The sequence below is a fragment of the Miniimonas arenae genome (genome assembly GCF_006351005.1).
GTDB lineage: Bacteria > Actinomycetota > Actinomycetes > Actinomycetales > Beutenbergiaceae > Miniimonas > Miniimonas arenae.
Genome location: NZ_VENP01000008.1, coordinates 68,585 through 82,733, shown reverse-complemented (window position 1 = coordinate 82,733; position 14,149 = coordinate 68,585). Strand labels below are relative to the sequence as shown.

General features: G+C 72.1%; 12 protein-coding genes. 5 read left to right on the top strand and 7 right to left on the bottom strand.

From position 1 onward, the window contains the following. Nucleotides 1–402 precede the first annotated feature (402 nt). Nucleotides 403–1,854, top strand: coding sequence for a DUF2252 domain-containing protein (locus FH969_RS03885; RefSeq protein WP_246071690.1), 1,452 nt, complete (start codon nt 403–405; stop codon nt 1,852–1,854). A gap of 36 nt (nt 1,855–1,890) precedes the next feature. On the opposite strand, the gene FH969_RS03880 is transcribed toward FH969_RS03885, so the two are convergent. Continuing rightward, nucleotides 1,891–2,670: an SDR family oxidoreductase gene (locus tag FH969_RS03880; protein ID WP_139986201.1), complete on the bottom strand. Its 780-nt coding sequence runs from the start codon at nt 2,668–2,670 to the stop codon at nt 1,891–1,893. A 177-nt stretch (nt 2,671–2,847) separates the two neighbouring features. Between FH969_RS03880 and FH969_RS03875 the strand changes: the two genes are divergently transcribed. After that, nucleotides 2,848–3,852, top strand: a complete 1,005-nt coding sequence (locus FH969_RS03875) for a hypothetical protein (RefSeq protein WP_139986200.1) — start codon at nt 2,848–2,850, stop codon at nt 3,850–3,852. A 131-nt stretch (nt 3,853–3,983) separates the two neighbouring features. Here the strand turns inward: FH969_RS03875 and FH969_RS03870 are convergent, their stop codons facing one another. From FH969_RS03870 to FH969_RS15120, 3 genes are all read right to left on the bottom strand, one after another. Next, on the bottom strand, nt 3,984–4,613 hold the full coding sequence (locus FH969_RS03870; protein ID WP_108719773.1) for an NAD(P)-dependent oxidoreductase: 630 nt from the start codon (nt 4,611–4,613) through the stop codon (nt 3,984–3,986). Between the two features lie 86 nt (nt 4,614–4,699). Continuing rightward, complete coding sequence (locus tag FH969_RS03865) at nt 4,700–5,521, bottom strand: zinc ribbon domain-containing protein (RefSeq protein ID WP_180359655.1); 822 nt, start codon at nt 5,519–5,521, stop codon at nt 4,700–4,702. 65 nt (nt 5,522–5,586) lie between these two features. Continuing rightward, a complete protein-coding gene (locus FH969_RS15120; protein WP_159096596.1) occupies nt 5,587–5,760 on the bottom strand; it encodes a hypothetical protein in 174 nt (57 codons plus the stop codon). Nucleotides 5,761–5,922: 162 nt separating this feature from the next. On the opposite strand from FH969_RS15120, the gene FH969_RS03860 reads away from it, so the two are divergent. Then, nucleotides 5,923–6,453 carry a YbhB/YbcL family Raf kinase inhibitor-like protein gene (locus FH969_RS03860; protein ID WP_108719771.1) on the top strand — a complete coding sequence of 177 codons (531 nt, stop codon included), beginning with the start codon at nt 5,923–5,925 and terminating at the stop codon, nt 6,451–6,453. Further along, nucleotides 6,450–7,061, top strand: a complete 612-nt coding sequence (locus FH969_RS03855) for a YbaK/EbsC family protein (RefSeq protein ID WP_425462447.1) — start codon at nt 6,450–6,452, stop codon at nt 7,059–7,061. The genes FH969_RS03860 and FH969_RS03855 overlap by 4 nt, the downstream gene beginning before the upstream one ends. Before the next feature lie 8 nt (nt 7,062–7,069). Here the strand turns inward: FH969_RS03855 and FH969_RS03850 are convergent, their stop codons facing one another. From FH969_RS03850 to FH969_RS03840, 3 genes are all read right to left on the bottom strand, one after another. Continuing rightward, nucleotides 7,070–8,686, bottom strand: coding sequence for an MFS transporter (locus FH969_RS03850; protein ID WP_180359654.1), 1,617 nt, complete (start codon nt 8,684–8,686; stop codon nt 7,070–7,072). Nucleotides 8,687–8,830: 144 nt separating this feature from the next. After that, nucleotides 8,831–11,515 carry a bifunctional acetaldehyde-CoA/alcohol dehydrogenase gene (adhE, locus tag FH969_RS03845; protein ID WP_281285329.1) on the bottom strand — a complete coding sequence of 895 codons (2,685 nt, stop codon included), beginning with the start codon at nt 11,513–11,515 and terminating at the stop codon, nt 8,831–8,833. A 528-nt stretch (nt 11,516–12,043) separates the two neighbouring features. Further along, a complete protein-coding gene (locus tag FH969_RS03840; protein ID WP_218975256.1) occupies nt 12,044–12,466 on the bottom strand; it encodes an RDD family protein in 423 nt (140 codons plus the stop codon). A gap of 164 nt (nt 12,467–12,630) precedes the next feature. Between FH969_RS03840 and glnA the strand changes: the two genes are divergently transcribed. After that, a complete protein-coding gene (gene glnA / locus FH969_RS03835; RefSeq protein ID WP_108719770.1) occupies nt 12,631–14,055 on the top strand; it encodes a type I glutamate--ammonia ligase in 1,425 nt (474 codons plus the stop codon). The last annotated feature ends 94 nt before the right edge of the window (nt 14,056–14,149 follow it).

The following is a 14,149-nucleotide window of genomic DNA, read 5'->3' as shown; positions in this document are numbered from 1 at the left end:
AGAGCACGGGACTGCCTGGTGCGCGACGCACGGAGAGCACGGGACTGCCTGGTGCGCGACGCACGGAGAGCACGGGACTGCCTGGCGCGCGACGCACGGAGAGCACGGGACTGCCTGGCGCGCGACGCACGGAGAGCACGGGACTGCACGGCGCGCGACGCACGGAGAGCACGGGACTGCACGGCGCGCGACGCACGGAGAGCACGGGACTGCACGGCGCGCGGCGCACGGAGAGCACGGGACTGCCTGGCGCGCGGGGGTGCTGCACGCGCGGCGGCGCGCGGCGGCGCGCGGTGTGCCGGGTGTGCCGGGTGCGCCGAAGCGGCGCGTGCGGCGCGCGGCGGAAGCCGCGATGTGCGTGCAGCGGTTGCCCGCCGTCCGTGGCTTTGGTGTGATCGCTCCGTGGCCCAGCTGACGCGCCTCCTCACGCCCCTCACCGGAACCGACCCCGCCCACGGCGCCCTCACGCTGCGCGCCCGCCTCCAGAGCCGGGACGAGCGGCACGCCATGGGCCGCACGCTCCGGCAGACTCGTCCGGTCGAAGCCCTCGGTCAGTGGACCGTGCAGCGCGACCGCCCCCAGGTCGTCTCGCTCATCCGCGCCTCGCACGACGGCCGGCTCGCGCACCTCGTCGGCATTCGCATCGGCCGCATGATCGGCTCCCCGTACGGCTTCCTGCGCGGTTCGGCGGTCGTGATGGCCGACGACGTCGCCCGCCTTCCCGTCACCGGCATCACCCCGGTCGTCGGTGGCGACGCCCACCTGGGCAACTTCGGCTTCTACCGCTCCCCCGAGGGCGAGCAGGTGCTCGACATCAACGACTTCGACGAGGCCCACGTCGGCGCCTGGGAGTGGGACCTCGCCCGGCTCACCGCGAGCACGTGGGTGGCGGGCCGCGAGAACGGTCAGACCGAGGAGGCCTGCCGCGACGCCGTCGTCGCCTGCGTCACGGCCTACCGCGACGAGGTGGCCCGCCTCGCGGAGATCCCGCTCGTCCAGCGTTCCTACGAGCGGATGGACGTCACGCACCTCGCCGACACCGCGACCGACCCGACGCTGCGGGACGCGATCCGCCGCGCCGCGAAGGCGGCGCGCAAGCGCACGAGCGACCGCGCGCTGCCGCGCTTCACCAGCGAGGGGGCCGATGGCCACCGCCAGATCGTCGCCGAGCCGCCCCTCGTGGAACGCCTGCCGGACGCGGTGGCCGAGCAGGTCGCCCAGGGCCTGGACGACTACCTCACCACGCTCCCGGCCCAGTGGCGCCGCGTCCTGGCGTGGTACGAGCTCGTGGACGTCGCGCACAAGGTGGTCGGCGTCGGCAGCGTCGGACTGCGGGCCTACGTGGCGCTGCTGGTCGGCACGAGCCCCGACGACGTGCTCTTCCTCCAGCTCAAGCAGGCCCGGCGCTCGGTGCTCGCGCGCTACGTGCACGGCGAGCACGCCTGGCACGACCACCAGGGTCAACGCGTGGTGGAGAGCCAGCAGGCCCTGCAGACCGTGTCGGACCCCCTGCTGGGCTGGACCTCCTTCGGTGGCAACCAGTACTACGTGCGCACCTTCCGCAACATGAAGGGCACGGTTCCGCTGGACGGCCTCGACGCGGGCGCGCTCGTGGACTACGCGCGCATCGTCGGCAGCCTCCTCGCCAAGGGGCACGCGCGGACGTCGGGTGCCTCGATGATCGCCGGCTACCTGGGCGACGACGACGCGCCCGCGCTAGCCTTCGCCGCCTTCGCGCGGGCGTACGCCGACCAGACGGAGGCCGACCACGCGACGCTCGTGTCCGCCGTCGAGCGCGGTGACCTGCCGGTGGCGGACGGCCTCATGGGCTCGGCCTTCCGCCCCGGCGGCTGACCACCGCGGGTCGGCGGACCACGACGCGGCGGCGGATCACCAGGTCGAGTCGCCACGGATCACGACGTCGGACCCACCGTCGACGAAGATCACCTGACCGCACAGGTGCGTGTTCTCCTCGCTCGCGAGCCACGCCAGCAGCGCCGCGACGGTGCTCGCCTCGGCGAAGCCGTTGAGCGGCATCGGCACCATCTGGCGCAGCGCCTCGCGCTTCTCCTCGGTGTCGGTGAGGTCCGCCGTCATGGGTGTGAGGATGACGCCGGGCGCGACCGCGTTGAGCGGGATGCCCGCGCCGGCCCACTCCGGGCTCGCCGCCGAACGACGGATCCACCGCGAGAAGGCGGCCTTGGTCGAGCCGTAGATCAAGCCGCCGGTCTGCTCGTCCTTCGCGAGGATCTCCGCGCGCGCGAGGGCGGCGGGCTCGTCGCCGGCCAGCAGGTGGTCCACGAGCTCGGCGTCGTTGGGGTGCAGGCTCGCCATGGAGCTCACGCCGACGGCCCGCGGCGCCGGGGAGCCCGCCAGCAGCGGCCGCAGCCCTTCGAGCGTGGCGACCATGCCGAAGTAGTTCACGCCGACCGTCTTCGGCACCGGCAGGGCGAGACCGGCGACGGCGACGATCGCGTCGATCGCTCCGCCCGCCTTCTCCGCGACCTCGGTCACGAGGCGGGCGCGGTCCGACGCGAGGGTGAGGTCCACCTCGACGTCGGCGTCGTGCAGGTCGACACCGATCACCCGGTGCCCACGCTCGGTGAGCAGCTCCGCCGTCGCCTTGCCGATCCCCGACGCCGAACCGGTCACCACGTAGGTGCGTGTCATGTCGAACTCCTTCGTCCGCGCGCCCGAGGCCCTCTCGGGCAGCTCCACGCAACCACCGAGCGCTGAGGGCCGCGAGGGCCAAAAGTCCCCGGAGGGGGACGATCCGGTGCAAGAACCGGCCGGCGGTGGACACTCGCCAGATGACGGCGCCGTCCGCGCCTCACGCGAGGAGGCCGTATGTCCACGAGGCGAGTCAACCGGTCGGTCACGCGCGCGCTCGGCCCTCTGCTCGCCGTCGTGCTGCTCGCCGGGTGCACGGCGCCGGGCACGGGCGGCGCGGGGGCGTCGCAGGGCGCGTCGGCGGAGCCCACCGACGTCACGGCGGCCGCCGGGTCCGGCGGCTCGACGGGCGCGGGTGGCACGGATCCCGGCGTCACGGATCCCGGCGTCACGGTCTACACCGCGGCCACCACGCTGCTCCAACGTGACGGGGCCGACCCCGTCGCGTGCCTCGGCGGCGTGCTCGAGTCCTACCCCCCGCAGTGCTCCGGACCGGTCGTCATCGGGCTGGACTGGGACGACGTCGCCGACGCGGAGCACGCCTCCGGCGTCACCTGGGGCACGGGCTGGGTGGTGGGCACCTACGACGGGGACCGTGACACGTTCACCCTCACGCGACCCGTCGCACCCGACGCGCCCGACGGTCTCGAGCTCACAGACATCGCGCTGCCCGCTCTCGCGCCGCTGTGCGACGACCCGTGGCGAGGCGGCGACGAGTCGGCCGTCGCGCTCGTGGACGGGCCCGACGGCCCGGACCTCCCGCCCGCGGCGCACGACGCGGCCAACCTCCTGCACGAGCGCGCCACCGCCCTGCTCGGTTACGTGGAGACCTACGTGTCGGACGGCGTCAGCGAGTTCAACGTGCTGCTCACCGAGGACAGCGACGTGGAGGCTGCACACCGCAGCCTGCGCGAAGTGTGGCCGGGCTGGCTCTGCGTGGGCTCCGCCGACTCCCCGAGCAGCTCCGAGGCGCAGCTGGCCTCCGACGCGCTCGCCGAGCACGCCGAGGAGCTGCGGCTCCTGGGGTGGGGGCCGGACCAGGTGTCGGGCACGTTCCGGGTCAGCGTGCTCGTCGACGAGCCCGAGCTGCGCCCACGACTCGTGGCGGTCCTCGCACCCTGGTACCCCGCGGACCGGGTCGAGCTCGAGGCAGCGCTGCGCCCGCTGCCCGCCGGCTCCTGAGCTCACGTCCCCGGGCTGGCGATCATCGCGCTCGGCGTCGGCCACCCGGCGAGGCGATCCGCAGATCTCGACGACGGCGGCGCAGCGGCCCGTCAGCAGCCGGCGGCATCGCGGACGGGCGCCCTGGCCCCTCAGCCGAAGACGGAGATGTGCCCGGTGTGCGCCGCGTTCTCGATCTCCTCCACGACGGCGAGCGCGAAGTCCGCGCCGGACACGTCGCCCGCGTCGGGGGCCACGACGTCGCCACCCACGCGGTAGGAGCCGGTCGCCTCACCGGGGTTGAAGGCGCCGTACCCGCCGGACGGGCTCACGTAGAGCCAGTCGAGGCCCTCGCGCGCCTGCAGACCGGCGAGGATCCGGGCCATCTCGAGCGACTCGGCGCGGTAGGCCGCCGGGAAGTCGTCGCCCTCGGCGATGCGCGGCGCGTCGGGCGCGGGACGCAGCGAGCCGAAGCCGCCGATCACGACGAGGCGGACGCCTGCGGCGCTCGCGGCGTCGGCGAGCGCGGCGTCGACGCCCTCGAGCGCGCCCTCGAGGGGTCCGCGCGGAGAGAGCGCGGAGACCACGACGTCGGCGTTCGCCACGACGCGCTGTGCCACCCCGTCGGCGGTGAGGTCGGCGGTCTCGTAGGACACGCCGTCGGCGGGCTCGACCGGGAGCGTACGGCTCCACGAGGTGACCTCGTGCCCCCGCGCCACCGCGACCTGCGCGATGTTCCCGCCGGTGTACCCCGTACCGCCGATGACCGTGATCCGTGCCATGTGTTCCGTCCTCTCGTGAGTGCCCCGCGATCCGGAGCACACAGGGCAACACAGCCCACCCGGTAGTTGTTCCCTCAACTAACTGCTCAGCTGCGTGCGAGCACGCCGTCCCGCACCTCGCCGGCCGCCGTCGGCCCGACCCCGGCCTCGAGACCGAGCCGCACGATCCACTCCCACTGGGCGTCCTCGAGCCCGCCGTTGTCCTGGGCGATCTCGACCGCGTCGGCGACGAGCCCGCGTCCACCGGCCGGACCGAGGCGTGCGTCCGCGACGAGCTCGCGCACCAGGACGGGCAGGTAGGAGGTGTCGAGGCGCTCGACGTCGAACCGCACGTGGTCCTCGGTGTAGTCGCGCACCCCGACGCGCCACGCGTGCCGCGTGACCCGCCAGGCGCCCTGGTCGGTCACCCGCGAGCTGCGGCGCAGCACCTCCGCACCGACCCCGCGGGCGACGGCGAGCCACTCCCCGCCGAGTGCGGCGTACCTGTCGACCGCGTGCGCGCCGGGCGTCCCCGCGACGGGATACGGATCGGTGGCCACCTGCTCGGCCTGGGGCACGCCGGGCATCCCGGGCAGGCCCGGCACGCCAGGTCCCACCGCGGGCTCGTCCTCGTTCGGCAGCTGCGCCGTCGAGAGGCCCACGAGATGTGCGGGGAACTGGTCGCCCAGGGCCTGGCGGTAGCGCTCGAGCTCCGTGGGACCGAGAACGCCGAGCGCGAACCGCGAGCGGCAGGTGCCGCACTGGACGAAGGGCTGGGCCCGCTTCATCGGGATGAGCGGGATGAAGAGGATGTGCAGCCACCAGCGGCCCCGACGCAGCCGGTACGCCGTCTGGCCCAGGCACTGCGGGCAGTGGAAGTGGCCCTCGCCCACGGTGTGGTGGATGACGTAGGACCCGAAGATGATCACGGGCACGCATCGTAGGCGGCCCACCCGCGAGCACTTCCTTCCGACGTGAGGCTCGCCGTCGTGCGTCAGCGCTCCTGGGGCGAGCGGTGGATGAGGTAACCGCCCAGCAGGGCTGCCTGCTCGACGTCGTGCCGGTCCTGCGCCGTGCGTCGCACGGCGCCGGGCGGACGGGTCCACCCGGTGAGAACGGAACGGCGCAGCGACGACCGCGCCTCGGCCCGCCTGTCCGGCGTGCGCATGGAGACCACTCCTTGAACTGTCGCGCGGTGGGTGGGGGACGCCGACGATGGCGTCCGGCCCCGCGGCGGACCGCGCTGGAACACCGGGGACCCCTCCACGGTACCGGCGCCACACCCTGGGGAACCGGGACCTTGCCCCGCTCGTCGGCGTAGATTGGCGCCGTGGACCTCTCCCAGCGACCGGTGGCGCCCGCGCCCTACGACCAGCTGCCGCCCGTGCCGAGCTTCACGCTCACGAGCCGGGACCTCATCGACGGAGCCCCGCTCGGGGACGACTTCGCGGCGCACGCCGGCAACCGTTCCCCGCACCTGGCGTGGTCGGGCTTCCCGCCCGAGACGCAGAGCTTCGTCGTGAGCTGCTTCGACCCGGACGCCCCCACGCCCGCCGGCTACTGGCACTGGACCGTCGTCGACCTCGACGCCTCGGTGACCGAGCTGGACACGGACGCCGGCGCGAGCGACCTCATGCTCCCGGGCGCCGCGTTCCACGTGCGCAACGACGGCGGCACGCACGCCTACGAGGGCGCGGCGCCGCCCGCCGGCGACCGCGAGCACCGCTACGTCTTCGCGGTGCACGCGCTCGACGTCGACACGCTCGACCTCGACCCGGAGGCGTCGCCGACCGCGGTCGCCTTCACGGCGCTCTTCCGCACCCTCGCGCGCGCGACGCTCACCGCGACCTACCAGCGGTGACGCACCTCGACGCGCGGGACGGCGAGGGCGCACCGGCATCCTCGCCGCGCGGCGCGCTCGAGTGGCTCCCGGCGCTGGCCGCCGGACAGGCCGACCCGGCCGTGCTCGCGCCCTCGGTCCTGGCCATGCTGCGCATGTGGACCCAGACCGAGCCGCGAGTCGCGCACGAGGTCCTCGTGGCGCGCATCGACCCCGACCTCGCGGACACCCAGGCGCTGACGGACGCCTACGGCCTCGACCTGGCGGTGTCGGCCAACTGCGTGCTCGTCGGCGGACGGCGCGACGGCGAGGAGCGGGTCGCCGCGGCCGTGGTGCGGGCCACCACCCGCGCCGACGTCAACTCGCGGATCAAGCGGCTCCTCGACGTGCGCAAGGCCTCGTTCCTCTCGACCGACGTCGCCGTCGCCGAGTCGGGGATGGAGTACGGCGGGATCACGCCGCTCGGGCTGCCCGACCGGTTCCGCGTGCTCCTGGACGCACGGGTCGCCCAGGGCGAGGCGCTCATCGGGTCCGGGGTCCGCGCATCGAAGATCCTGCTGCCCGGGGACCTGCTCGCGGCGTGGCCGCGGGTCGAGGTGGTGGCGGGCCTCGCCGTCGAGGTGGGCTGACCCAGCCGTCAGCCCCGCTGGCCGCGCACGGTCCGGGCAGCCAGCACGATCGCGAGGATCGACAGCACGACGCCGACGCTCGCCGTGACCACGACGCCGGCGTCGAACGCGTGCCGCGCGGAGTCGGCGAGCACGGCGGCGAGGTCCGCGGGGAGCTGGTCGGCGACGTCGAGCGCCCCGGCCAGGGTCTCCCCCGCCGCGTCGGCCTGCGCGCTGGTGAGCCCGGCGGGCACCACGAGGTTGGCGGCGTAGCTCGCCGCGAGGATGCCGCCGAGGATCGAGGTGCCGAGCACGGCGCCGAGCTCGTACGCGGTCTCCGACACCGCGGACGCCGCACCGGCCTTCGCCGGCGGCACGGCCGCGACGATGATGTCGTTGGAGAGCGTCTCGGCCATCCCGACGCCGATGCTGAGCAGCGCGAACGCCGTCGCGAGCACCCACACCGCGCTGCTCCCGCCCGTGACGGCGAAGACGAGGTAGGCGATCCCGGCAAGCCCGAGGCCGACCGACATGAGCACCGCGGGCGGGACGCGGCGGACCCAGCGCACGACGAGGAGCGAGGCGACGACCATCGCGAGCGTCCCCGGAAGCAGCACCAGGCCGGCCTCCATCGGACCCATCCCCATGACGAGCTGGAGGTGCTGGGCGAGGAAGTAGAGCAGCCCCACCATCGACAGCACGCTGACGAGGTTGACCAGCACCGAGCCGGTGAAGGCCGGCACCGCGAACAGGCGCACGTCCAGGAGCGGGTTGCGCTGGGCGAGCAGGCGCCGCACGAGGACGGTGCCGGCCGCGATCCCGACGACGACGCCCAGCACCACCACGAGGTCGAACCCCTCGGTCGCGAGGTGCTTGATCGCGAAAACGACCGGCGCGAAGGTGAGCATCGACAGGACGATCGCGACGACGTCGAGCGGGCCGGGGTTGGGATCGCGGCTCTCGGTGACGAGCAGCGGGGCGAGCACCAGCAGCGGCACCAGGAACGGGACCGCGAGCAGAAAGACCGAGCCCCAGTGGCCGTGCTCGAGGAGCACGCCGCCGACGATCGGGCCGATAGCGCCGCCCGCGGCGAACCCGGTCGCCCACACGGCGATCGCGAGCCGGCGCTGGCGACGGTCGAGGAACATCCCGCGCAGCAGCGAGAGGGTGCACGGCATGAGCGCCGCGCCGAACACACCGAGCAGGGCGCGTGCGACGAGCAGCGCCTCGGCGGTGGGCGCGTTCGCGGCGAGCACGGACACGACGGCGAACCCCACCGAGCCGATGAGCAGCAGCTTGCGCCGCCCGATCCGGTCGCCGAGGTTGCCCATGCTCACGAGCAGGGCGGCGAGGACGAGCGGGTAGACGTCGACGATCCACAGCTGGAGCGCGGCGCTGGGCTGGAGGTCGCGCGCGATCACCGGGAGGGCGAAGCTCAGCACGGTGTTGTCGATCGAGACGATGAGCACCGGGAGCATGAGGACGGCCAGGCCCCACCAGTCGCGCGCGCGGGCGAGGCGCGCCGGCTCGGTGGCGACCGCGCTCGAGCGGTCGTTCGCGCTCGAGCGGTCGTTCGCGCTCGAGTGGTCGTTCGCGCTCGAGCGGTGGTTCGCCTGCGTGTCGCGCGTCGGAGTGGTCGTGCTCATGGGGCACTGACCTACCGTCTGGACGGTTACCGGAGGAGGCCCGTGCGCGGTGAGATCCACCACCACGCACGAAGGCCCCGGACCGCGTGGTCCGGGGCCTCGCACGGGGCGGGGGTGCTGACTCCCCCGCCCCGATCACCCGCCTCAGGACGCGGCGGCCTCCTCGCGACGCGCGCGAACCTCCTCGACGGAGGTGCCGTAGTACGCGGCGAGCATGATCTCCTTCATGTCCTCGCGCATCGGCATGCGCGGGTTGGCCGGGGCGCACTGGTCCTCGTAGGCGCCCGTGGCGACCTCGTCGAGACGCGAGATGAACTCGGTCTCGTCGACGCCCTGCGCCTGGAAGGACGCGGGGATGCCGACCTTGGCCCGCAGGGACTCCACGGCCTGCGCGTAGGACTCCACGCCCTGCTCCGGCGTCTCGGCCGGCAGGCCGAGGTGCTTGGCGATCTCCTGGAACCGCTCCGGAGCGACGTAGTGCTCGTACTTCGGCCAGCTGGTCAGCTTGGTCGGGATCTTGCCGTTGTAGCGGATCACGTGCGGCAGGAGCGTGGCGTTCGTGCGGCCGTGCACCAGGTGGTACGTGGAGCCGACGACGTGCGCCATCGCGTGCACGATCCCGAGGAACGCGTTGCCGAAGCTCATGCCGGCGATGGTCGCCGCGTTGTGCATCTTCTCGCGGGACTTCTCGGTGGCCGGGTCGCCCTTCTCCCCCGTGACGGACTGGGCGAGGTTCTCGAAGATGAGCTTGATCGCGTGCAGCGACATGCCGTCGGTGAAGTCGTTGGCGTAGACGGACACGTACGCCTCGGTGGCGTGCGTGAGGGCGTCGAAGCCGGAGTCGGCGGCCAGCGAGCGCGGCATGGACGCGGTCAGCGCCGGGTCCACGATCGCGACCGACGGCGTGAGCGCGTAGTCCGCGAGCGGGTACTTCTTGCCGGCGTCGGGGTCGGAGATCACGGCGAACGGCGTGACCTCGGCGCCCGTGCCCGAGGAGGTCGGGATGCAGACCAGCTTGGCGAGGTTCCCCAGGGTCGGGAACGTGAAGGCGCGCTTGCGGACGTCGAAGAACTTCTGCTTGAGGTCGGAGAAGTCGATCTCCGGGTGCTCGTACAGCAGCCACATGACCTTGGCGGCGTCCATCGGCGAGCCACCGCCGAGGGCGATGATCGTGTCCGGCTTGAAGTGGCGCATCTGCTCCGCGCCCTTCTGGACCGTCTTGACGCTGGGCTCGGGCTCGACCTGGTCGATGATCTGGATGGCGACCTTGTTGCCGCGCCGGTTGAGGACGTCCATGACCCGGTCGACGAAGCCGAGCGTGGTCATCACGGCGTCGGTCACGATCGTGACGCGCTCGACGTCGGGCATGTCCGCGAGGTAGCGGATCGCGTTCGGCTCGAAGTACGTCTTGGCCGGGACCTTGAACCACTGCAAGTTGTTGTTCCTCCGACCGATGCGCTTGACGTTGACGAGGTTGATCGCCGAGACGTTGTTCGAGACCGAGTTGTGCCCGTAGGAGCCGCAGCCCAGGGTCAGTGACGGGATGAAGGCGTTGTAGATGTCGCCGATGCCGCCGAGGGAGCTCGGGGCGTTGGTGATGATGCGGATCGCCTTGACGCGCGAGCCGAACTCCTCGGCGAGCTCCGGGTCCTCGGTGTGGATGGCGCCCGAGTGGCCGAGCCCGTCGAACTCCACCATCTGCTCGGAGAAGCGCAGACCCTCCTCGACGGAGTTCGCCTTGAGAACCGCGAGCACCGGGGCCAGCTTCTCGCGGGTGAGGGGCTCAGCCGGGCCGACCTCGCTCACGGGCACGAGGATGACCGAGGTGTCCTCGGGGACGGTGAAGCCGGCCTGCTGCGCGATCCACGCGGGGTGCTTGCCGACGACGGCCGCGTTGAGCTTGGCACCGCCGCAGTTCGCGGAGTTGGCCTGGACGCCGAAGATGAACTGCTCCAGGAGCGCCTTCTCCTCGGGGCTGGCGAGGTAGGCGTGCAGGTGCTGGAACTCGGCGATCGCCTCGTCGTAGATCTCGGCATCGAGGATGGCGGCCTGCTCGGAGGCGCAGATCATGCCGTTGTCGAAGGCCTTGGAGAGCACGACGTCGTTCACGGCTCGCTTGAGCTTCGCGGACTTCGTGATGTAGGCGGGGACGTTGCCCGCGCCGACGCCGAGGGCGGGCTTGCCGCAGGAGTAGGCGGCGCGGACCATCGCGTTGCCGCCGGTCGCGAGGATGAGGGAGACGCCGGGGTGGTTCATGAGGAGGCCGGTGGCCTGGAGTGAGGGGGTCTCGACCCACTGGATGCAGTTCTCGGGGGCGCCGGCGGCGACGGCCGCGTCCCGCACGACCTTCGCGGCGGCGACGGAGCACTGCTGAGCGCCGGGGTGGAAGGCGAAGACGATGGGGTTGCGCGTCTTGAGCGCGATGAGGGACTTGAAGATCGCCGTCGAGGTCGGGTTCGTCACGGGAGTGACACCGCAGACCACGCCGACGGGCTCGGCGATCTCGGTGATGCCGGTCAGCTCGTCCTTGCTGATGACGCCCACGGTGCGCAGGTCGCGCATGGAGTGGGTGACGTGCTCGCACGCGAAGATGTTCTTCACGGCCTTGTCCTCGAACACACCGCGACCGGTCTCCTTGACGGCGAGCTCGGCGAGGACGCCGTGCTTGTCGAGGGCGGCGACGGCGCACTTGGCGACGATGTAGTCGATGGTCGCCTGGTCGAAGGAGGCGTACTCCTTGAGGGCCGCCAGACCCTTGGCGACGAGGTCGTCGATGTGGTTCACGGTGGGGTCGACCTCGGAGGCGGTCGAGTCGACTGCCTCCTCCACGACCGTCTCGGCGTCCTCGACGGCGACCTGGTTGTCAGCTGTGGTGGTCACGCGTTGCTCCTGGTGTCGGGTGGGTGATGACACGAAACTACGAGGCGGCACGCGGCGTCTCATGAGGCCGAGGTCCCGGGGACCCAGGTCCCAGGACCGAGGTCCCAGGCCTCGGGGGTGGTCGGGACGCCGAGGGCCCACGGGGCAGAGCGCCCAGGCTACCGAGGCCCACGCCGCCGGAGGTGCCTCGGCAGCATTCGCATCCGGGACGGCGCCGGCGCCGAACGCTGGGTTGGGGCCACGGCGACGGCGCCGAACGCTGGGTTCTGGCTCCCAGCGAGCCCCCTGATGACCGAAACCCAGCGTTCGCGCGAGCGCGTCACGCAGAACGAGAGACCCGTCCCGCCCCGCACCCCCGAGGCGTGATCTGGCGCCGAGGTCCGCAGTCGTGCTCGAGTCCCGCCTGCACGCGCTCGGGCGCAGCCAGCTCGGGCGCACCCAGCTCGGGCGCAGCCAGCTCGGGCTCCCCCGCTCGGCTCAGCGCCGCCCGACCGCAGTCCCTGCCCACACGTCGTGCAGCCCCCGGCCGTCCGGCCCCCAGATCCCCGCAGGCACCACGAGGCACAGCGCCACGGTCCGCACCACCGCCTGCAGCGGTCGGCACGGCACCCCGCCGTCCGCGTTCCGGCGCACCACGAGCCCGAAGAGCCGGTGCCCGATCGTGGCTCCGAGGGTCATCAGCAGCAACGCAGTCATCAGCGCGAACACACCGAGCGTCGCCAGCGGGTGGTAGTCGAGGAACCCGGCCGAGATCGCCGACGCGATCACCCAGTCCACGATCAGCGCGCCCAGGCGCCGGCCCACGTGCATCCCGGCGGACGCCGCGGACGGGGAGGACGACGGCGAGGGGTGCGCTCCGCCGTCGGGCATCGGTGCGTGGTGGCGGGGTTCGGCTGGCACCGCACGATCGTAAGCCGCGCCTCGAAACGGACAGCGCGCGCCCAGCCCGGCGCGGTACCTTCACGCCCGGCGACGTAACGTCACCGACACAAAGGAGTCATGACCGGGAAATCGGGCCGCCATAGCGTTCAGCCGACCCCGGGACCGACCTACGAAGGAGCCCCATGTTCAGTACCGCCGAGGAGGCGATCGCCTACACGCATGAGCAGGGCGTCGAGTTCATCGACGTCAGGTTCATCGACCTGCCGGGCGTGCAGCAGCACTTCAACATCCCGGTCGAGGCCTTCAACGACGACGCCTTCAGCGAGGGCCTCATGTTCGACGGCTCCTCGATCCGCGGCTTCCAGGCCATCCACGAGTCGGACATGAAGCTCATCCCGGACGTGACGAGCGCCTTCATCGACCCGTTCCGCAAGGCCAAGACGCTCGTCGTGTACTTCTCGGTCGTGAACCCGTTCACGGACGAGCCGTACTCGCGCGACCCGCGTCAGATCGCGGCCAAGGCCGAGGCGTACCTCGCCTCGACGGGCATCGCCGACACGGTGTACTTCGGCCCGGAGGCCGAGTTCTACCTGTTCGACTCCGCCCGCTTCATCTCCCGCCAGAACGAGGCGTTCTACCACATCGACTCGATCGAGGCCGCGTGGAACACCGGGCGCGAGGAGGAGGGTGGCAACCAGGCGTACAAGACGCGGTACAAGGGTGGCTACTTCCCGCTCTCCCCGAGCGACAAGTTCGCCGACCTGCGTGACGAGATGTGCACCGTGCTGGGCTCGATCGGCCTCGACGTCGAGCGGGCGCACCACGAGGTCGGCACCGGCGGTCAGCAGGAGATCAACTACCGCTTCAACACGCTGCGCTCGGCCGGCGACGACCTGATGAAGTTCAAGTACGTCATCAAGAACGTCGCCTACAACGCCGGCAAGACCGTGACGTTCATGCCGAAACCCCTCTTCGGGGACAACGGCTCGGGCATGCACTGCCACTCCTCGCTGTGGAAGGACGGCGTGCCGCTGTTCCACGACGAGTCCGGCTACGGCGGCCTGTCCGACCTCGCCCGCTGGTACATCGGTGGCCTCCTGCACCACGCGCCGTCGCTCCTGGCCTGGACGAACCCGTCGGTGAACTCCTACCGCCGCCTGGTCCCGGGCTACGAGGCACCGGTCAACCTGGTCTACTCGGCCCGCAACCGCTCGGCCTGCATCCGCATCCCGATCACGGGCTCCTCGCCCAAGGCCAAGCGCGTGGAGTTCCGCGTGCCGGACCCGTCGGCCAACCCGTACCTCGCGTTCTCGGCGATCCTCATGGCCGGCATCGACGGCATCAAGAACCGCATCGAGCCGCCGGAGCCGGTCGACAAGGACCTGTATGAGCTGCCCCCCGAGGAGCACGCGCAGATCCAGCAGGTCCCGGGCTCGCTGCCCGAGGTCCTCAAGGCTCTCGAGGAGGACAACGACTACCTCACGGCAGGTGGCGTGTTCACCCCGGACCTCATCGAGACCTGGATCGACTACAAGCGGACCCACGAGGTCGACCCCGTGCAGCTGCGTCCGACGCCGCACGAGTTCGAGCTCTACTACGACGTCTGAGCCGTCGCACCTTCCGAGAGGGCCTCCGACCTGCGGCGACGCGGGCCGGGGGCCCTCTCCGTCGGAACGCCTCGGTTTCGTTCCGGACCACTCC